Source organism: Streptomyces sp. NPDC057271 (assembly GCF_042668715.1).
Classification (GTDB): domain Bacteria; phylum Actinomycetota; class Actinomycetes; order Streptomycetales; family Streptomycetaceae; genus Streptomyces.
In genome coordinates, this window is the sequence record NZ_JBHUYJ010000046.1 from 24,142 (window position 1) to 43,586 (window position 19,445).

Consider the following 19,445-nt stretch of genomic DNA (forward strand, 5'->3'; position numbering starts at 1 on the left):
GGGGACGACCATCAGAATAGTGGCGAGGGCGAACAGTCGTTGTGAGGGGGGGGAAGGCATGCGGTAGACCGTCTGGTGACCGGGGACCCGGCTGGTTCCCCGGCCACCGTGGGCGGCCATCACCTGCCCTTCGGACCTAGCGGCGGGTGGTGCGCCGTTGGAGCGGGTGGATTGACTCTGGACTTACTTCATGACGCCGAGCGACGCGTAGTCGTAGCGGCCGTTGTAGGCGTCGGCCGTGTAGACGTTGGTCAGTCGCGAGGAGCGCCAGATGATGTTCTTCTCGTGGGTGAAGGGCAGGTAGATCGCGGCCTCGGAGACCTTGGTGTTGATCTGCTTGTAGAGCTCGCCGGCCTTCTCCGGGTCGGTCTCCTTCAGCGCCTGGTCGAACAGGCCGTTGACGGCCGGGTCGTTCAGCTCCGCGAAGTTGTTGTTACCGCTCTGCAGGATGAAGCGGCCGTCGACCAGCGGCTGCAGGAAGCCCTGGCCGGAGGGGAAGTCGGCGCCCCAGCCCATGATGATGATGCCGTAGCCCTTCTCCTTGACCACCTTCGGCGAACCGATGATGCCGGAGGTCTGGGCGCCGTCGAACTGGTCGATCTGGGCGTCGATGCCGACGGCCTTCAGCGACTGCTGCAGGGACTCGGCGGTGGCGATCTCGATCGGCTTGTTGTTGCGGACCGCGATGGTGGTCTTGAAGCCGTTCGGCTTACCGCACTTCGCCAGCGCCTCCTTGGCCTTCGCGACGTCCGCCTTGCCGGCCAGCTTGCCGTACGGGTCGGCCTTCGGGTCGGCACCCTTGATCGCCGGGGGCAGCATGTTGGAGGCGATGTCGCCACCGGCCTGCGGGCCACCACGGGCGGTCTGGAGGGACTTGGAGTCGGCCGCGTAGATGATCGCCTTGCGGCACTCGACGTTGTCGATGACCGTCTGCGGGAAGACCGCGTAGCGGATGAAGCCGGTCTGCGGGTTGTCCGCGTTGCCCTTGTGCTGCTGGAGCACCTTGGCACGGGCCGCCGCGCCGACGCCGGTGGCGTTGAGGTCGAGGTCGTACTCGCCCTCGATCAGGCGGTTGTCCATGTCGTCGGCGTTGGTGGTGAACGTGACGCTGATCTTGTCCGGCAGGGCCTTGCGGACGGTGTCCGTCTTGGCGTCCCACTTGTCGTTGCGGACGAGCAGCATCGACTTGTTGGGGGTGTACTCCTGCCACTTGTACGGGCCGGAGGAGAACGGCTTCAGGCCGTACTTGGCCTTGGTGTCCTTGTCCTGGCGGACCGGGGAGGCGGCGGGCATGGCCAGCATCTGCAGGAAGTCACCGTTGGCGACCGGCAGCTTGAAGATGATGGTCTTGTCGTCCGGGGTCTCGATCGCCTTCAGGCCGAGCTTGTCCGCGGAGGTGTCCTTGTAGGGGCCCTTGTACTCGCCCTTGGGGTCGAGGACCTGCTGGAGGTAGATCGGACCGCCGGAGATGACGTCCTGGGCCCAGATGCGCTCGATGCCGTACTTGATGTCCTTGGAGGTGATCGGCTTGCCGTCCTCCCAGGCCACCCCGTCCTTCAGCGTGAAGGTGTAGGTGAGGCCGTCGGGCGAGACCGTGCCGGCGTCGGTGGCGAGGTCGGGGACCAGCTCGGTGGAGGCGGCGCCCGGCTCGGCCTTGAAGGTGACCAGCTGACGCGCGTAGTAGCGGGAGAAGTCCCACATGAAGCCGTAGTAGCCGCGCTGCGGGTCCCACGAGTCGGCCTCCTGCGAGCCGATGAACTTCAGCTCGCCGCCCTTCTTGTCCGAGGGGTTGGCGACCTTGTTCACGGCGGCGTTGAAGCCGGCCGCACCGGTCTTGCCCTTGTCGCCACCGTCGCCGCTGCCGCCGCCACAGGCGGTGGTGACGACCATCGTGGCCGCGGCGAGCAGCGCACCGGCGGCGATTCTGCGCCGCGAAGAGCTGTTCAGAGTCATGGTCTCGCAACCTCCGGAATAGTGGCGGCCGTCGAAACGGTCCGCCGGTCTTGACTGCCTCCTGTCAACAGCGGCAGGGGCGGGGTCTGTACGGGCGTGCGGGCGGTCGTCGGGGCCGAGCGGGATGCTCAGCGGGCGCCCTTCGGGTCGAGCGCGTCCCGCACGCCGTCGCCGAAGAGGTTGAACGCCAGGACGGTGATGAAGATCGCCAGGCCGGGGAAGATCATGAACAGCGGATCCGCCTCGTAGGTGTTGACGGCCTTCGACAGCATCTGCCCCCAGGAAGCGGTGGGAGGCTTCACACCCGCGCCGAGGAAGCTGAGCGCGGCCTCGGTGAGGATGTTGGTGGGGATCATGAGGGTCGCGTAGACCGTGATCGGGGCGATCAGGTTCGGCAGCAGCTCCCGGCGCAGGATGTAGAGCCGGCCGGCGCCCAGGCTGCGGGCGGCCTCCACGTACTCGCGCTCGCGCAGCGAGAGGGTCTGGCCGCGGACGATGCGGCCGACGTACGGCCAGCCGAAGAAGCCGATCACGACCACCAGGGCGCCGATGCGCACGCCCGAACCCTCGATCCCGAGCAGCTCGTTGGGGAGCACGGAGACCAGGGCGATGGTGAAGAGCAGCTGCGGGAAGGCGAGCATGACGTCCATGACGCGGCTGAGCGCCGCGTCGACCCAGCCGCCGAAGTAGCCCGCGACGATGCCGAGGATCGTGCCGAGGACGACGGCGAAGACCGCCGCGAGGAAGGCGACGAGCAGGGAGATGCGGGCGCCGTAGACGATGCGGCTGAAGACGTCACGGCCGTTGACCGGCTCGACTCCGAGCAGGAAGTCGGAGGAGATGCCGCCGTAGGAGCCGATCGGGGTGCCGAAGAGCGGGTCGATCTGGTCCTCGTGGAACTCGTCCGGCGGGTGGCCGAGGAGACCCACGATGAGCGGTGCGCAGACGGCGACCAGGATCAGGAACAGCACGATCGCGCCGCCCGCGAGGGCGACCTTGTCCCGCTTCAGCCGCATCCAGGCGATCTGCCAGGGAGAACGTCCCTCGATCGTCTTGCCCGGCGGCGCGTCGGGCACGGCGTCGACGGCGGTGGTCGCGTCGACCACGTCCGTCTCGTGCAGTGGTGCCGTCATCGTGGTCAGGACCCCTCTCGGCCGCCGGTAGCCGGCCCTTGCCCGCCGCGGGTAGCGGCTTGGTGGAACAACTGCGGGACAGCGGCCAGGAGGCCGAACGCCCGGTGTTCCGGGGAGTCTTCAATGGGTTCGCGATCACCCGCCAGACCTCACGGTGAATGTTTGCTCAACCGTGATGCGGTTCGTTGCCTTCCGTTATCCGGACGGTGGAATCACGTCAGCGGACCATCTCGCCCGCTATTCGGCCAGAACGGACATGTGACCCAACTCCTGTGATGCAGGAGCCAATTGGGGTGACGGAAGGTACGAATCAGTACGTGCGGGGTGCGGTGGGGGTCCCTCCGGCGAAGCCGGGGGGAGGATAGCCGTAGCCAGGCGCGGGCGGCGCGGGGGCGGCGTGCGCGTCGCGGTCGTAGAACGGCCGCGCGTTGGCCCGCAGCCACATCGCGACGGGGTCGTACGCGTCGGACATCGCGACCGTCGAGACGGGCAGCCCGTCGGGTACGGCGGAGATCGACTGGCGCATCATCGCCCGTACCGACTCGACGGCGGCGGCGGAGGTGTCGTAGAGGTCGAGACCGATGGCGAGGTACGGAGATCCCACCGACGGCTGCACCCAGGCGCGGCGCAGCGCCCGGACGGCCGGGGCGCGATGGGCGTTCTGGGTCAGAAGGGCGTAGAACTGGGGGATTTCCAGCGCGGGTTCCGAGAGCCGCAGCGGTCCGGCCGGCATCCGGTCGAGACCGGTGGCGATCCGGCGGAGGTCGGGCCAGGGGATGCCGACGCCGCCGCCCGCGTCATGCGGATTGAGCCAGATTCCCCAGCGGTCCGGGTAGAGCGCGCGGGCGATCTCCCGGCCGGTGACGACCTCGTGGGCGCGGTTCCAGCCGGAGGCGGCGAGCTCCTGGGCGGAGGTGACGCACGGGGCGTACCCGAAGCCGTCGACCTCCATGTTCCCGTACTGGGCCTCGGGCGCGCCGGGCGTGCCCTGCCAGAGCAGCATCCAGACGCTGCCGTCGGCGAGGGCGTGCAGCAGCTCCTCGTACGCGTCGTAGCGCCCGGGTGCCACCTGGCGCAGCATGTGCTCGACCTTCCCGGCCGCACCGGTGCCTGACGCGCTCACCCTGGTTCCCGCCCCTCTTCCGTCCACCGCACCAGCTTAGTTACAGGGAGGCCCGCTGATAGAAGGGGCGCACCCGCTCCAGCATCCAGTCGCCGACCGGGTCCTGCGCGACGTCGAGCAGGATGAGATTGACGGGCCAGGCGACCTCGATCCGGCCGAGCGCGCGGCCGAGGGCGTCGAGCGGGGCGTTCCGGTCGACGCCCTCCCAGGCGGCGAGCTCGACACCGACGAAGAGCGCCGGCTCGGTGCCCTCGACGCTGGCCAGGGCGCGGCGGGCGGAGACCACGACGCCGGTGGCCTCGAACTCGGCGGCGGCGACGGAGAGGAAGTCGACGGGGTCGTCCTGCCAGTCGGGCTCGAAGAGCCTGACCCTGCCGCCGCTGGCGGGGCCGTCCAGCGGGGTGCGGCCGACGCGGCAGAGCTCGGCGACGGCGGGCGGCGGCAGCGGGGCTCCGACCGTGCCCCCGGGGTTCACGGCGATGCCGAGCTGCGGGGGCAGACCGCGGGCGAATTCTCGGGCGGGCGCGACGGTGAAGGACATGTGGCTGCCGACACAGGCGAGGAACTGCTGCTCGGAGCTGAAGACGGGGACGTACGGGAGTCCGTCGATCTCCAGCGTGGGCAGGTCGAGGTCCCGGCTCTCGGGGCTGCCGCCGTTGGGCAGCGGCACCCAGACGGGGCTCCGGCCGAGCACCTCCACGAGCCTTCCTCCGGCGGAGGCGTTGCCGAGCGAGGCCGCGAGGACCTCTTCGAGCTCGTTGCCCGGCCACGTAACGTCCACGGTTCCCGTTTCCCCTTCTCGCGTCGCCCTGGTCACGACGCCCTCGGGGCAGAACCCTAACGCCGCTCTGATGCCGTCGTGGCCAAAAGTACTCAGTGGGCGGCGCGGAAGGCGATCGAGCGCAGAGCGCCCGCGGCGTCCCGGTCGAGCAGGGTCGCCGAGGCGCAGCCGCGGGGCAGGCGGCCCGACTCGACCGAGCCGATCATCCGGCCGACGGCCCGGCGGTGACGGGCGAAGGCGTACCCGGAGACGCCGCGGCCGCGCTCGCGCTGTCCCTCGCGGGCGGTGTCGGGGGTGACGTCGAGCAGGATCAGATGGAGGGCGCGGCCGCGCCGGCGGGCCTCGCGGGCCAGCCAGTTCCGCACCCAGGACTGCGTCCCGCAGTCGTGGACGACGAGACTCCGCCCCGAGCGCAGCGCCTGCCACAGCCCGGCGTAGTGGGCGATCCGGGCCAGCGGGCGGTAGACCGCGTACGGCAGGAAGCCGGGCAGCCGGGCCTCCCAGCGCTCGCGGGCGTCCTGGGAGTCGATGCCGAGACCCTGGGCCGCACGCCGCATCAGGGTCGACTTGCCGCTTCCGGGCAGCCCGGAGACGACCACGAGGTCCCCCGCGGCGAAGGCGAGGGTCCGGGGACTTCGGCCACCGCGCTCGCGCAGGTCCCGTAGCAGGGGCGCGGCGAAGCGGCGCCTTCGCGTCCTGGCGCGGGCACGCGGGGCCGGTATCCCCGTGCCCGTCGCGTAGGCGCCGCTGTGCTGGAACGTCATCTTCTCTCCCCCTGTCGGGTCCGGGAGACCCTTCCCCACAAAGTGTAAAGAAGGGGTAATGAGGCACAAGCGATTTGCCGATCGGACCCCGCATGCAATGATGTGCGCGCCAAGCGCACACAACCGCATACCGGCCGCTCGAATCCGCGCGGGAGAGTCCCGGAACCACCACGGTGGGCCCCGGGCGCCGAAGGAGCAAGACCCTCCCTTGAATCTCTCAGGCCCCGTACCGCGTGGATGAGGCAGATCTGAAAAGCGGGACGCCTCCGGCGTTCCCACCCAAGGTGCAAGCCGAACTCTCGGAGACGAGATGCCCTCGGTGAACCTCTCAGGTTCCATGACAGATGGGGAGGATGTCCTCGCCCGTCATGATTTTTCTGCCCTGGGACCCGGGAGCCACACCCATGAGCACGTCTGCACCCCGTCCAACCCCCCACCCGTCGCCCGCCACCGCCCCGGACGAAGGCGCTGCGCGCCGCACTCCCCTCCTGGCCCTGCATCGCTCCCTGGGCGCGACCATGACCGACTTCGCCGGCTGGGACATGCCGCTGCGCTACGGCAGCGAACGTGACGAGCACAACGCCGTCCGCACCAAGGCGGGCCTCTTCGACCTCTCCCACATGGGCGAGATCACCGTCACCGGTCCGCAGGCCGTCGAACTCCTCGACTTCGCCCTGGTCGGCAACATCTCCACGGTCGGCGTGGGCCGCGCCCGCTACACGATGATCTGCCAGGAGGACGGCGGCATCCTCGACGACCTGATCGTGTACCGGCTCCGGGAGCAGGAGTACATGGTCGTCGCCAACGCGTCCAACGCGCAGATCGTCCTCGACGCGCTGACCGAGCGCGCGGCCGGATTCGACGCCGAGGTGCGCGACGACCGGGACGCGTACGCCCTGCTGGCCGTCCAGGGCCCGGAGTCCCCCGGCATCCTGAAGTCGCTCACCGACGCCGACCTGGACGGCCTGAAGTACTACGCCGGCCTCCCGGGCACGGTCGCCGGGGTCCCCGCGCTGATCGCCCGTACCGGCTACACCGGCGAGGACGGCTTCGAGCTGTTCCTGAAACCGGAGCACGCCGAGGGCGTCTGGAAGGCGCTGACCGAGGCGGGAGCCCCGGTCGGCCTGATCCCGTGCGGCCTCTCCTGCCGTGACACGCTCCGCCTGGAGGCGGGCATGCCGCTGTACGGACACGAGCTGACGACCTCGCTCACCCCGTTCGACGCGGGCCTCGGCCGGGTCGTGAAGTTCGAGAAGACGACCAACGAGGGCCGCTTCGTCGGCCGCGAGGCGCTCGAGAAGGCCGCCGAGCGGGCCAAGGCCGCCCCGCCGCGCAAGCTGGTCGGCCTCATCGCCGAAGGCCGCCGCGTCCCGCGCGCCGGCTTCTCCGTCGTCGCGGCCGGCGAGGTCGTCGGCGAGGTCACCTCCGGCGCCCCGTCGCCCACCCTCGGAAAGCCGATCGCCATGGCGTACGTGGACGCGGCGCACGCCGAGCCCGGCACGCAGGGTGTAGGTGTGGACATCCGCGGCACCCACGAGCCGTACGAGGTCGTGGCGCTGCCCTTCTACAAGCGCCAGAAGTGACGCATCCGTCTCGCTCCGCGTCTCACCCCGCAAGACCCACGTTCATCAGCACTCGTCCGATCCAGGAGAATCAGGTCATGAGCAACCCCCAGCAGCTGCGCTACACCAAGGAGCACGAGTGGCTGTCGGCCGCCGAGGACGGCGTCGCGACGGTCGGCATCACGGAGTTCGCGGCCAACGCGCTCGGTGACGTCGTCTACGCCCAGCTCCCGGAGGTCGGCGACACGGTGACCGCGGGCGAGACCTGCGGCGAGCTGGAGTCGACCAAGTCCGTCAGCGACCTGTACTCCCCGGTCACCGGTGAGGTCGTGGCGGCCAACCAGGACGTGGTGGACGACCCGTCGCTGGTGAACACCGCTCCGTTCGAGGGTGGCTGGCTGTTCAAGGTGCGCGTCACCGGAGAGCCGGACGACCTGCTGACCGCCGACGCGTACGCCGAGTTCTCCGCCGGGAACTGAGACCCCTTAGGGATCGATTCATGTCTGTGCTGAACACCCCTCTCCACGAGCTGGACCCGGAAGTCGCCGCCACGGTCGACGCCGAGCTCCACCGCCAGCAGTCCACCCTCGAGATGATCGCCTCGGAGAACTTCGCTCCGCTGTCGGTCATGGAGGCCCAGGGCTCGGTCCTCACCAACAAGTACGCCGAGGGCTACCCGGGCCGCCGCTACTACGGCGGCTGTGAGCACGTCGACGTGGCCGAGCAGATCGCCATCGACCGGATCAAGGACCTGTTCGGCGCCGAGTACGCGAACGTCCAGCCGCACTCCGGCGCGTCCGCGAACCAGGCCGCGCTCTTCGCGATGGCCCAGCCCGGCGACACGATCCTCGGTCTGGACCTGGCCCACGGCGGTCACCTGACCCACGGCATGCGCCTGAACTTCTCGGGCAAGCAGTTCAACGTGGTCGCGTACCACGTGGACGACGCCGGCCTGGTCGACATGGCCGAGGTCGAGCGGCTGGCCAAGGAGCACCGCCCCAAGGTGATCATCGCGGGCTGGTCCGCCTACCCGCGTCAGCTGGACTTCGCCGAGTTCCGCCGGATCGCCGACGAGGTCGAGGCGTTCCTCTGGGTCGACATGGCCCACTTCGCGGGTCTGGTCGCGGCCGGTCTGCACCCGAACCCGGTCGAGTACGCGGACGTGGTGACCTCCACCACGCACAAGACGCTCGGCGGCCCGCGCGGCGGCGTCATCCTGGCGAAGCAGGCGTTCGCCAAGAAGATGAACTCCTCGGTCTTCCCCGGCTTCCAGGGCGGCCCGCTGGAGCACGTGATCGCGGCCAAGGCCGTCTCCTTCAAGATCGCGGCCTCGGAGGAGTTCAAGGAGCGCCAGCAGCGCACGCTGGACGGCGCCCGGATCCTCGCCGAGCGCCTGGTCCAGGACGACGTCACCGCGCACGGTGTCTCGGTCCTGTCCGGCGGTACGGACGTGCACCTGGTCCTGGTGGACCTGCGCAACTCCGAGCTGGACGGCCAGGTGGCCGAGGACCGTCTCCACGAGCTCGGCATCACCGTCAACCGGAACGCGGTCCCGAACGACCCGCGCCCGCCGATGGTCACCTCGGGTCTGCGCATCGGTACGCCGGCGCTCGCCACCCGTGGCTTCGACGCCGAGGACTTCCGTGAGGTGGCCGACATCATCGCGGAGGCCCTGAAGCCCGGCTTCGACGCCGACGCGCTGAAGGCCCGGGTGACCGCACTCGCGCAGAAGCACCCGCTGTACCCCGGCCTGTAGTAATTTCGTACGCTTCAGTTCCAAGGCTCGTTCGTACGAAAGTTCCGGGGCACCGCGCACACTGGACAGTGAGCGCGGTGCCCCACCCCCTTTTCCTGCTGTTCTGCACCACCCTGGCAGACAACGGCGTCTAGCCCCCACAAGGAGTTCCCCGTGGCCATCTCGGTCTTCGACCTGTTCTCGATCGGCATCGGCCCGTCCAGCTCCCACACGGTGGGCCCGATGCGAGCGGCCCGGATGTTCGCCCGCCGGCTGAAGAACGAGGGGCTCCTCGCCCACACCGCGTCGATACGGGCCGAGCTGTACGGCTCGCTGGGCGCGACCGGCCACGGCCACGGCACGCCCAAGGCGGTACTGCTGGGCCTGGAGGGCAACTCTCCGCGCACGGTCGACGTCGAGTCGGCGGACGACGAGGTCGAGCGGATCAAGTCGAGCGGCCGGATCAACCTGCTCGGAGCGCACGAGATCCCCTTCGACTTCGACGAGGACCTGATCCTGCACCGCCGCAAGGCGCTGCCGTACCACGCCAACGGCATGACGATCTTCGCGTACGACGCGGAGGGCGCGCTCGTCCTGGAGAAGACGTACTACTCGGTCGGCGGCGGCTTCGTCGTGGACGAGGACGCGGTCGCGGGCGAGAGCCCGATCGTCCCGGACGACACGGTCCTGAAGTACCCCTTCCGCACGGGCGACGAGCTGCTGCGCCTGGCGAAGGAGACCGGCCTGTCGATCTCCGCGCTGATGCTGGAGAACGAGAAGGCCTGGCGCACCGAGGACGAGATCCGCGCGGGTCTGCTGGAGATCTGGCGGGTCATGCAGGCCTGTGTCTCGCGCGGCATGTCCCGCGAGGGCATCCTGCCCGGCGGCCTGAAGGTCCGCCGCCGCGCCGCGAACACGGCCCGCAAGCTGCGCTCCGAGGGCGACCCGGCGTCGCTGGCCATGGAGTGGATCACGCTCTACGCGATGGCCGTGAACGAGGAGAACGCTGCGGGCGGCCGCGTGGTCACCGCTCCGACGAACGGCGCGGCGGGCATCATCCCGGCGGTCCTGCACTACTACATGAACTTCGTGCCCGGAGCGGACGAGGACGGCGTCGTCCGCTTCCTCCTCGCGGCCGGCGCGGTCGGCATGCTCTTCAAGGAGAACGCCTCGATCTCCGGCGCCGAGGTCGGCTGCCAGGGCGAGGTCGGCTCGGCCTGCTCGATGGCGGCGGGCGCCCTCGCCGAGGTCATGGGCGGCAGCCCGGAGCAGGTCGAGAACGCGGCCGAGATCGGCATGGAGCACAACCTCGGCCTGACCTGCGACCCGGTCGGCGGCCTGGTCCAGATCCCGTGCATCGAGCGCAACGGCATGGCGGCGGTGAAGGCGGTCACCGCGGCGAAGATGGCGCTGCGGGGCGACGGCAGCCACATGGTCTCGCTCGACAAGGTCATCAAGACGATGAAGGAGACCGGCGCGGACATGTCGGTCAAGTACAAGGAGACCGCCCGCGGCGGTCTCGCGGTGAACATCATCGAGTGCTGAGGTCCTAGGCCCTGACCAGCGCGTTTCCATCTTTCAGCGCTGTCAGGGCCTTCCCTGCTTGCACGGCGGAAAGTCCCTGGAATCTCCCTGGGACAGACATGAAAGTCCCTGAAAAGTCCCTGGGGTATCCCTCTCAGCCGGGGTTTCCGGCAGGCATCCGCGTCACGTCCGCTTGGATCAGCCGCACCGTACCCGCCCATCCGAGCGACGATCGAACTGGCCCCGGACACCCACGTCCCGGGCCAGTTCGCACTTCTCAGATCAGAGCAGGCGTCGCAGTCGTTTCACCCACGTACGCCCCTCGGGCACTCTCGCCCCGCCGCTCCTGCACGGGCGTTCACGAGCGCACCTAGGGCAGGCCATCACTGCGACCGTGAGACCAGGCATTCAGATCGCGAGAATACGGACAAGATCGAGCTCGACGCCCACGTCCGACGCCTGCGTCAGGGCGACCTGATTGAGGTGTCGCCCGCACGCGTGAAACCAGTTCCGATCAAGGGAGTCTCCCTTCCACCGGACCCTCCAGATCGGCCAAGCACGGCAGCTAGCCGACTCGCTCCCCTCGCACCTTGGGCGGTAACTCATGGACGCCTCCTCCACCACGTCTTGCCAACAGGTGCGCTGGAGGGTTCGGGGTCGAACGCCTCACCACATGAGCGCACCTATCGGAAGCCGGCGGACTCCACGTGGAGGCATCACTCCCTGGTCGAGCTGCCTTCCTGTTAAACAACAATGCCCTTCATCAAGCAACCTGTCCACAGAGATCAGCAGGCGGGTGCTAGATTCTGTTAAACAGAAATTGAAAGGGCGTCATGGTCGGTCGGCCGCGCACAGGGCAAACGAGAGTGATGGGCTTTCGCCCGCCGAGACAGCTCCGCGAGGACTTTGAGGCTCTCGCAGGACGCGAAGGACGCAGCCCATCCGACGCCCTGATCGAGGCCATGCACGACTGGATCAGGAAGAAGCATCGCGAGAGTCCGGAGGCGGCACAGGAGTAGGGCAATCCTCACCGGATCGCAGTTGCTGCAACTTGCAGCTCTCGCCCAGCCTGAGGACTGTCCGTCGCTACCCTCACTGTTACCTGGCCACAGGAGGGGCGAGCATGACGCGGCAGGCTTGGAGTAGCGACCGGAGGTTGACTGCGATCAGCCGGGCTAGTCTCTCCGTGCCAGCCAGACAAGCATTCATCGACAAGCAAGTAGTTCAAGGCCGCACGGTTCTGGACTACGGCTGTGGCCGCGGTGGCGATGTGCGCGCACTCCGGCAGCTTGATTGCAGAGCGGTTGGATGGGATCCGTTCTATCAGGCAGACACGAAGCTGGAGCCAGCCGATGTCGTGCTCCTCACCTACGTCCTCAACGTCATCGAAGACCCACACGAGCGCCGCAAGACCCTCAAGGAAGCGTGGGATCTTGCTGGCACGGTCCTCGTCGCCTCCGCGCGACTGACATGGGAGAAGTCGAAGGTCAGGGGCGAGGCATTCGGCGACGGGCTGCTCACCAGCCGGCAAACGTTCCAACATCTCTTCGGCGTGAGCGAGCTGCGGACCTACGTCGAGGAAGTGACAGGGGTACGAACGGTCGCCGCCGCACCAGGAATCGTCTATGCCTTCAAGGACGACAGAGCCCGTCTCGGATACCTCGCCAGCCGGATCGTTCCTGACGCAGAGTGGCTCAGTTCCGGGGACACAACCTCAGCGATCACAGCAGTCGTTGACTACGTCGAACGTCGGGGGCGGCTGCCTCGGATGGAAGAAGTACCTCAGTCAATGGGCGCGCTACTTGGCCACCTGCGAGCCAACGAGGTTCGTCGACTCGTGCGGGACTCCGCCAAGGCCAGCAAGGTGGAGCAAGGCGGGAAGCAAACCACCCTCAACACCTTGCTCTTCTTGGCCGTGGAGCTGTTCAACGGCCGAGGCCCCTTCAACAGCCTCCCGCTCAGCGTCCAACTCGACGTTCGCGCCTTCTTCAGCTCATACAAAGAGGCATGTCAGCGATCCGACCGGCTTCTGCTCAAGCTGCGTGACGACACGTACATCCGTGGAGCCATGCACGCCTCCGCCGTCGGGAAGCTCACCCCGAGTGCTATGTACGTACACCAGCGTGCCGTCGACCGCTTGCCCACAGTGCTACGCCTCTACGAGCACTGCGCCTCGATCGCCGCCGGCCGGCCGCAATCGTGGACGCTGGCAAAGCTACGCCATCAGGGCCGGGCGGTGAGTTGGCTCGACTACCCGGACTTCGACGCCGACCCGCACCCACGGTGCCAGTCCTCCTACCAGGTAGACCTCAGGACCCTTGAAACATCCCACGCGTCATACGCAAACTCGGAGAATCGACCCTTGCTTCACCGCAAACACGAGTTCCTCGCCCCCGACGACCCTGATGTCGAGCGATACAAGCGGCTGACAGCGGCAGAGGTGAAAGCCGGGCTGTACGAGCACCCTCACCTCATCGGCACCGAGAACGGCTGGGAGTCGGAGCTTGTCCGCTGCGGCCGATCCCTTCGCGGGCATCGACTGGTGCGCCGCACTGAAGGGTGAGCCCTCAGGCCGCGTCGGGCTGCATCTGCGCGATCATCTCTGCCAGCTCATCGACGTCGAGGTCAGCTGCTTGACTCGGGAACCAGGACAAACGGAGCCCGTTCTCTGCCGCTTCCTCAGGCAGCCCCATGGCAGTGAGCACATGACTGGGGGTGTACGCGGCGCTCGTGCATGCCGAACCCGTAGCAACGGCCACATGCCGCTTCAGCCGGACGATGAGCGCCTCGGCATCCACGCCGTCGAACGAAAGATTGAGGATGTGAGGGACCGAATGGTCCTGATCTCCATTGATCTGGAATCTGGTCTTCTCAAGCGCGGCCAAGAGCCGGGTGCGAAGCTCCAGCGCTCTCGCACTCCACTCCTTGTACTCCGCCTGGAAGATCCGCGCCGCCTCCGCCATTCCCATGATCAATGGCACCGGGAGCGTCCCGGGTCGAAGCTTCCGCTCCTGACCGCCACCGAACATGATCGGCTGCAGGGGCAGCCGATCCAGGCGTCGACGGCGTGTAACCAGCATGCCGACACCCTTCGGAGCTCCGATCTTGTGGCCGCTCATGCTGATCATGTCGATCGGAGCGGTCAGATCCTCGGGCAGCTTCCCGTACCCCTGCGCAGCATCCACGTGCAGGTACGTCGGGGTCTCCCGGAGGTGGCCGGCGAGTTCGGCAACGGGCTGGACGACACCCGTTTCGTTGTTCACGTGCATCAGTGAGACAACGAGCGTGTCCGGACGCAGCCGCTCCAGCACCTCCTCGACAGCAACCCTGCCGGACGGGCCAGGCTTGATGAAATCGACTTCGAAGCCTCGGGACTGCAGGTGCTCCAGAGGTTCGATCACCGCCTTGTGCTCGATGGCCGAGGTGACGATGTGACGCCGACCACTCTGCTCGCCGTAGGGAGCAAGACCGAGCAGCGCGATGTTGTTGCTCTCTGTGGCCCCGCTAGTGAAGATCAACTCATCCGGTTCGGCACCCACAGTGCCGGCGAGGTAGTCCCGCGCCTGCTGCACCGCGCGCTTCGCACGGGTCCCATAGTCGTGCGTCCGAGAGCCGGCGTTCCCAAAGTCCTCGGTCATCCAGTGCAGGACAACTTCAGCCACGCGCGGGTCAACACGCGTCGTAGCCGCAGCGTCGAGATACGTCACCACTAGCCCCACCACACCCTTGTGCGTTAATCCAGCACATCATGTACGTCTTATCTCTGACGTACGATAGCGTTACGCGAGTGGGATCACCGTCTTCTTCGCAGGTTGCCGACACCGCTACGTCCGCTGGCTTTGACTACATCTTTCCAGCCATCCGGGGCGTCCAAGCGGGGCGCGAGTTCTACGTATCCATGTGCCCGCTCCGCCTCATCCCGAAGATCTTCCTCTTCGACGAGGACGAGCTGGCCCCAGAGGTCCGCGCCCAGCGCGTCCTGAACAAGGGGCGGCTTCCAGCACTCACCCGGTACATCGTCGACAACCCAGACGACTACGTCTTCAGCGCGCTCACCGCGTCAGTCGACGGCGACATGTACTTCGAGAGCATTGCCGACTCGGGTATGGGGATGCGCGCGGGCCAGATCCGCATCCCCATGGCTGCCCGCTTCCTGATCAACGATGGGCAGCATCGACGCGCGGCCATCGAGCAAGCCCTGAAGGAGAACCCCGACCTCGGCGAGGAGACGATCGCGGTCGTCTTCTTCCACGACACCGGCCTTGCCCGCTGCCAGCAGATGTTCGCGGACCTCAACCGCCACGCCGTCCGCCCCCCACGCTCGATCGGTGTGCTCTATGACCACCGAGATGACCTGGCGATCATGGCTCGCCTCTTGGCGATGAAGTCCCCCGTCTTCAAGGGACACGTCGAGATGGAGAACAGCACCCTGGCCCAGCGCTCCCGCAAGCTCTTCACCCTGAGCGCCGTCTACTCCGCCACCCAGTCACTCCTGCAAGGCTTCGAGATCAAGAAGGACAAGGCCCAGGAGCTCGCAGAGGCATACTGGGAGGCTGTCGACCTTGTGGTGCCCGAGTGGGGGATGGTGCGCAAGCGCGAGCTCGCAGCTCCCGAGGTGCGCAAGGACTACATCCACAGCCACGGCATCGCTCTGCATGCTCTCGGCCGTATCGGGAACTCACTCTTGCGACACTCTGAATCCCCCCAGGTGTGGCATTCGAAGCTCAAGGGCCTGACTTCGGTCGACTGGTCCCGCACCAACCCAGATTGGGAGGGCCGCGCGCTGATCGGCGGACGCGTTTCGAAGAGCCACCAAAACCTGACCTTGACTGTGAACTACCTGCGCCATCGCATGAAGCTCGAACTCAGCCCGGAAGAGCAGCGTGTAGAGGACGCATACCTGCGAGGAGACGCATGAGCACCCCGAAGTCGACGGCCCCCTTCCAAGGGAGGGCCCTCGCCGAAGTAGTCAGTGAGCTCACAGAGGAGATCCGTGAACTCTATACAGCTGACGAGGTGCCGTGGGTTATCGGCTACAGCGGCGGCAAGGACTCCACCGCCGTACTCCAACTTGTCTGGCTCGCCCTTCAGGGCCTGCCGGATGAACAGCGCATCAAACCCGTGCATGTCATCAGCACGGACACACTGGTTGAAAATCCGGTGGTCGCCGCGTGGGTCACCCAGTCACTTGAGACGATGGGGAAGGCGGCGAAGGAGCAGGGGCTGCCTATTGAGCCGCACCGCCTGATTCCTGAGGTGAAGGACACCTTCTGGGTCAACCTGATCGGTCGCGGTTACCCTGCCCCTCGCCCCAAGTTCCGGTGGTGCACAGAGCGGTTGAAGATCAAGCCGTCCAACGCGTTCATTCGCCGCGTGGTACGCCGGCATGGTGAGGCAATCCTCGTTCTCGGCATTCGCAAGACCGAGAGCCAAGCACGCGCCCGCGCTATGGCGCGGCACGAGAAGCGTCGCGTGCGCGACCGCCTTTCCCCCAACGGCAATTTGCCGAATTCCCTCGTCTACAGCCCCATTGAAGCGTGGGGCACCGATGAGGTCTGGATGTTCTTGATGCAGTACTCCAACGCCTGGGGGCATCGAAACAAGGATCTCCTCACAATGTACCAAGGCGCCTCCGAGGACTCCGAATGCCCCTTGGTCGTGGACGACACCACACCTTCCTGCGGTGACAGTCGCTTCGGTTGCTGGACTTGCACTCTTGTGGACAAGGACAAGTCCATGACCGCAATGATCCGCAACGATGAAGAGAAGGAGTGGATGCGGCCTCTCCTTGAGCTCCGGAATGAACTCGATGACGTGTCGAAGGAGAAGGAGACCCGCGACTTCCGGCGGATGAACGGCGCAGTCCAACTGTTCCACGACGGTGTCATCCAAGGGCCGTACACACAGGAAGCGCGTCAGAAGTGGCTGAGGAGGCTGCTGGAGGCACAGACCCTTGTCCGGAAGACCTCACCGGAGAGCGTGCGGGGCATTGAACTGATCTCGGAGGCGGAGCTCCATGAGATCCGCCGCATCTGGGTCTTCGACAAGCACGAGGTTGAGGACACTCTGCCGGGGATCTACGAGAAGGCCACGGAAGAGAAGTTCCCCGGCCAGCCTCTTGATGAGCAGCTCGTCCTCGGAGCAGAGGAGATGGATCTACTCAAGGAAGTTTGCGACGGAGACGAAATCCATTTCACGATGACGCGTGAACTCCTCGCGGTCGAGCGACAGCACAGGACCATGACACGACGCTCCGGCCTCCTAAAGGAGCTGGAGAAGACGATCAAAAAGGGATTCTACGAGAACGAAGACGACGCACTTCAGTTCGCGAAGCGTAAGCAGGAAATCCGCGACACCGCCCCGACCTACGTGACGCTGGACGAAGAGAAGACCACCGATGCACCTTCATAAGATTGAACTTCACGACTTTGGCGCCTACCGCGGCAAGCAGTCCCTCGACCTGAGCGTTAAGCCCGGACGACCGATCATCCTGATCGGCGGCCTCAACGGTTGCGGCAAGACCACTCTGCTCGACGCCATCCAGCTGGTTCTCTACGGTCCTCGGGCCCGGTGCAGCGGTCGCGGAAACCGCTCATACGATTCCTACCTGCGAGAGAGCATCAATCGCAAGGCGAATTCAGCCGACGGTGCGCAGATCGCGTTGGAATTCTCCATCGTCGTGGATGGCAAGGAGCGGCATTACCGGGTGGTCAGGAGCTGGCACATCAGTGGCAAGCAGCTCAAGGAATTTCTGAATGTCCATGTAGACGACCAGTTTGACCGGATCCTCAGCGAGGGCTGGCCCGACCATGTCGAGGACATCCTTCCGCTAGAAGTGGCATCGCTGTTCTTCTTCGACGGCGAAAAAATCGAGTCGCTCGCGGATCCCGAGCGCGCGGCCACGGTTATCCAGTCCGCAGTCCACTCACTCTTGGGAGTGAGTACTGTGGAACAGCTCCGGACGGATCTCGTTGCACTGCAGCGTCGCCAGCGGCTATCCAACGAAGACCAGGCCGTCATCGATCAGATCCGTGCCCAGGAAGCGGAACACAATACGGCGAGACAAGAGTATGCCGACCGCAAACTCACCTTGGGTGGCATGCAGTCAAGGTGTGACCGGCTGCAGTTGCAGCTGGACAAAGTAGAGAAGGCGTTCAAGGAAGCCGGCGGCAACCTCTTCGAGCGCCAGAAGGAGCTCGAAAGCAATCAAAAGGGCATCGCCGAACGCCTAGCGGCGCAGCGTAGTGCGCTGCGCTCCCTTGCTGCCGGTCCGCTTCCGCTGCTCATGCTTCCGCAGCAGCTGGCCACGCTTCGTGAACAGGCGGTGCGGGAGAAGGATGCTGACAACGCTACGCGGGTCGTAGGCGTCCTGGACGAGCGCGACGCCTGGATCCTTGAGCAGCTCCCCGCATCGGTTACGGCCGCCGCACGCACGGCCTTGAAGAAGAAGCTGGCCACAGACCGTCTGAAGCGCGAGGCTGCAGCAGAGCTCAAGCAGACCCTCAACCTTCCACTTGACGCACTCGAACAACTCTCTGCTCTCGACGAAGCGCTGTCCCGAGACGCATCCCGCGCTCGTGAGCTCCTCAAGGAGTCAGCCGAGACGAGTGACCGTCTCGACGACGCCGATCGCCTCCTTGCGGGTGTCCCGGACGAAAAGCTCATCAAGGACCTCGTTGAGGAACGTAACGCGGCGATCGAAGCCCTCGCCGTCGCCAAGGATGAGCTCAGGCGAGGCAAGGAGCAGTTGGAGGAGATCAAGGGCCGCCGCGATCGCATCGGCGCCGATCTCGAACGAGCACAGCAGAGGCGCGTCAAGACGCTGATCGAGATTGAGGAGCTCAATCGCATCGTCGAGTACGCCGAGAAGGCTCGGGGCACCCTGGAGAAGTTCGGCGAAGCGCTACTACAGCGGCACATCAGCCGTCTCGAGGTCGCAGTCCTGCAGAGCTTCAAGGCGCTGATGCGCAAGAGCCTCATCCACGACCTGCGGATCGACATGGACAAGTCCAGTCTGACCCTGGCTGATTCCGACGGCGAGCCCATCAATCCCGGACGGCTCAGCGCGGGCGAACGACAGCTGCTTGCGATCTCTCTACTCTGGGGCCTCGCCAAGGTTGCAGGCAATCGCTTGCCCAGTGTGATCGATACCCCTCTCGGACGCCTCGACAGCCAACACCGCCGGCACCTCGTCGATCGCTACTTCCCGAATGCCGGCCGACAGGTCCTTCTCCTCTCCACCGACGAGGAGATCGACGAGACCCTCCTCGGCCGGTTGAAGCCCGCTCTGGCGCACACCTACACGCTTGTTCACGACGACACAACGTTCACTACCACCGTCGAGGCTGGGTACTGGTGGACCGCAGGAGCATCGCATGTCGCTTGAGACAGTCCGCCTCTCGCAAACTGCGAAGGATCAACTCATCTGGCTGAAGCGCAGCACTGGGCTGACCCAGTGGAATGAGCTGTGCCGATGGGCTCTCGCCCTGTCGCTCCGGGACTCGTCCACACCGCTGGTGAAGGAGGTAGTGACGGACTCCAACGTCGAGATGTCCTGGAAGACCTTCACCAGCCCGTACGGAGACATCTACCTTGCCCTGCTGAAGCAGCGGTGCCTCGCTGACGGCGAGGAACCTTCGGACGAGGCTGTCGCCCGGACTCTGACGGTCCATCTGCACCGCGGCATCGGCTACCTGCACGGCCGAAGTGACCTTCGGTCCATCGAACAGCTCGTCTCCACCACCACGGGATAGCTAGCCTCAGCTACCCCTCGTCGGGGGGGACCTTCCTCCTGGAGGGGGGGGCAACCCCCTCCCCCCCCCCTTTTTTCCGCCCCCCCCCCCCACCCACCCCCCCCCCCCCCCCCCCCC

General features: G+C 66.4%; 15 protein-coding genes and 1 riboswitch. Of the genes, 9 read left to right on the forward strand and 6 right to left on the reverse strand.

Annotated features, from left to right (window positions below):
- Window positions 1–183: 183 nt before the first annotated feature.
- The 5 genes from ACFUJR_RS21670 to ACFUJR_RS21690 all read right to left on the reverse strand — a co-directional run bounded on the left by ACFUJR_RS21670 (window position 184) and on the right by ACFUJR_RS21690 (window position 5,754).
- Window positions 184–1,953, reverse strand: a complete 1,770-nt coding sequence (locus ACFUJR_RS21670; RefSeq protein ID WP_383176095.1) for an ABC transporter substrate-binding protein — start codon at window positions 1,951–1,953, stop codon at window positions 184–186.
- 128 nt (window positions 1,954–2,081) lie between these two features.
- Entirely contained in the window at window positions 2,082–3,086 is a 1,005-nt protein-coding gene (locus ACFUJR_RS21675; protein WP_383176092.1) for an ABC transporter permease, read from the reverse strand.
- Window positions 3,087–3,396: 310 nt separating this feature from the next.
- Window positions 3,397–4,209, reverse strand: coding sequence for an enhanced serine sensitivity protein SseB C-terminal domain-containing protein (locus ACFUJR_RS21680; RefSeq protein WP_383176089.1), 813 nt, complete (start codon window positions 4,207–4,209; stop codon window positions 3,397–3,399).
- A gap of 40 nt (window positions 4,210–4,249) precedes the next feature.
- Window positions 4,250–4,990: an enhanced serine sensitivity protein SseB gene (locus ACFUJR_RS21685; RefSeq protein WP_383176086.1), complete on the reverse strand. Its 741-nt coding sequence runs from the start codon at window positions 4,988–4,990 to the stop codon at window positions 4,250–4,252.
- A 92-nt stretch (window positions 4,991–5,082) separates the two neighbouring features.
- Window positions 5,083–5,754, reverse strand: coding sequence for an AAA family ATPase (locus ACFUJR_RS21690; protein WP_383176083.1), 672 nt, complete (start codon window positions 5,752–5,754; stop codon window positions 5,083–5,085).
- Window positions 5,755–5,893: 139 nt separating this feature from the next.
- A riboswitch (glycine riboswitch) is annotated at window positions 5,894–5,996 on the forward strand.
- Window positions 5,997–6,158: 162 nt separating this feature from the next.
- On the opposite strand from ACFUJR_RS21690, the gene gcvT reads away from it, so the two are divergent.
- From gcvT to ACFUJR_RS21715, 5 genes are all read left to right on the forward strand, one after another.
- Window positions 6,159–7,337, forward strand: a complete 1,179-nt coding sequence (gene gcvT, locus ACFUJR_RS21695) for a glycine cleavage system aminomethyltransferase GcvT (RefSeq protein WP_383176080.1) — start codon at window positions 6,159–6,161, stop codon at window positions 7,335–7,337.
- Window positions 7,338–7,414: 77 nt separating this feature from the next.
- Window positions 7,415–7,795, forward strand: a complete 381-nt coding sequence (gene gcvH, locus ACFUJR_RS21700) for a glycine cleavage system protein GcvH (protein WP_260227860.1) — start codon at window positions 7,415–7,417, stop codon at window positions 7,793–7,795.
- 20 nt (window positions 7,796–7,815) lie between these two features.
- Window positions 7,816–9,072, forward strand: coding sequence for a serine hydroxymethyltransferase (gene glyA, locus ACFUJR_RS21705; RefSeq protein WP_383176077.1), 1,257 nt, complete (start codon window positions 7,816–7,818; stop codon window positions 9,070–9,072).
- Between the two features lie 153 nt (window positions 9,073–9,225).
- Window positions 9,226–10,596, forward strand: a complete 1,371-nt coding sequence (locus ACFUJR_RS21710) for an L-serine ammonia-lyase (RefSeq protein WP_383176074.1) — start codon at window positions 9,226–9,228, stop codon at window positions 10,594–10,596.
- Window positions 10,597–11,698: 1,102 nt separating this feature from the next.
- Window positions 11,699–13,138 carry a DNA phosphorothioation-associated putative methyltransferase gene (locus ACFUJR_RS21715; protein ID WP_383176071.1) on the forward strand — a complete coding sequence of 480 codons (1,440 nt, stop codon included), beginning with the start codon at window positions 11,699–11,701 and terminating at the stop codon, window positions 13,136–13,138.
- A gap of 4 nt (window positions 13,139–13,142) precedes the next feature.
- Here the strand turns inward: ACFUJR_RS21715 and dndA are convergent, their stop codons facing one another.
- Window positions 13,143–14,285, reverse strand: a complete 1,143-nt coding sequence (gene dndA, locus ACFUJR_RS21720; RefSeq protein ID WP_383176068.1) for a cysteine desulfurase DndA — start codon at window positions 14,283–14,285, stop codon at window positions 13,143–13,145.
- 77 nt (window positions 14,286–14,362) lie between these two features.
- Between dndA and dndB the strand changes: the two genes are divergently transcribed.
- From dndB to dndE, 4 genes are read left to right on the forward strand one after another with little or no spacing between them, the layout of a single operon-like run.
- Complete coding sequence (gene dndB, locus ACFUJR_RS21725) at window positions 14,363–15,493, forward strand: DNA sulfur modification protein DndB (protein WP_383176065.1); 1,131 nt, start codon at window positions 14,363–14,365, stop codon at window positions 15,491–15,493.
- The gene (gene dndC, locus ACFUJR_RS21730) at window positions 15,490–16,986 is read left to right on the forward strand and encodes a DNA phosphorothioation system sulfurtransferase DndC (protein WP_383176062.1); all 1,497 of its coding nucleotides are present in this window, start codon (window positions 15,490–15,492) and stop codon (window positions 16,984–16,986) included. Before dndB ends, dndC begins: the two co-directional genes overlap by 4 nt.
- Complete coding sequence (dndD, locus tag ACFUJR_RS21735) at window positions 16,973–18,961, forward strand: DNA sulfur modification protein DndD (RefSeq protein WP_383176059.1); 1,989 nt, start codon at window positions 16,973–16,975, stop codon at window positions 18,959–18,961. The genes dndC and dndD overlap by 14 nt, the downstream gene beginning before the upstream one ends.
- Window positions 18,951–19,328: a DNA sulfur modification protein DndE gene (gene dndE, locus ACFUJR_RS21740; protein ID WP_383176056.1), complete on the forward strand. Its 378-nt coding sequence runs from the start codon at window positions 18,951–18,953 to the stop codon at window positions 19,326–19,328. Before dndD ends, dndE begins: the two co-directional genes overlap by 11 nt.
- Window positions 19,329–19,445: the final 117 nt, after the last annotated feature.

What these genes read in the sequence shown, in the direction of transcription:
- ACFUJR_RS21670 (WP_383176095.1), bottom strand. Translation starts at nt 1,953, where the DNA reads ATGACTCTGAACAGCTCTTCGCGGCGCAGAATCGCCGCCGGTGCGCTG.
- ACFUJR_RS21675 (WP_383176092.1), bottom strand. Translation starts at nt 3,086, where the DNA reads ATGACGGCACCACTGCACGAGACGGACGTGGTCGACGCGACCACCGCC.
- ACFUJR_RS21690 (WP_383176083.1), bottom strand. Translation starts at nt 5,754, where the DNA reads ATGACGTTCCAGCACAGCGGCGCCTACGCGACGGGCACGGGGATACCG.
- gcvT (WP_383176080.1), top strand. Translation starts at nt 6,159, where the DNA reads ATGAGCACGTCTGCACCCCGTCCAACCCCCCACCCGTCGCCCGCCACC.
- gcvH (WP_260227860.1), top strand. Translation starts at nt 7,415, where the DNA reads ATGAGCAACCCCCAGCAGCTGCGCTACACCAAGGAGCACGAGTGGCTG.
- glyA (WP_383176077.1), top strand. Translation starts at nt 7,816, where the DNA reads ATGTCTGTGCTGAACACCCCTCTCCACGAGCTGGACCCGGAAGTCGCC.
- ACFUJR_RS21715 (WP_383176071.1), top strand. Translation starts at nt 11,699, where the DNA reads ATGACGCGGCAGGCTTGGAGTAGCGACCGGAGGTTGACTGCGATCAGC.
- dndC (WP_383176062.1), top strand. Translation starts at nt 15,490, where the DNA reads ATGAGCACCCCGAAGTCGACGGCCCCCTTCCAAGGGAGGGCCCTCGCC.
- dndD (WP_383176059.1), top strand. Translation starts at nt 16,973, where the DNA reads ATGCACCTTCATAAGATTGAACTTCACGACTTTGGCGCCTACCGCGGC.
- dndE (WP_383176056.1), top strand. Translation starts at nt 18,951, where the DNA reads ATGTCGCTTGAGACAGTCCGCCTCTCGCAAACTGCGAAGGATCAACTC.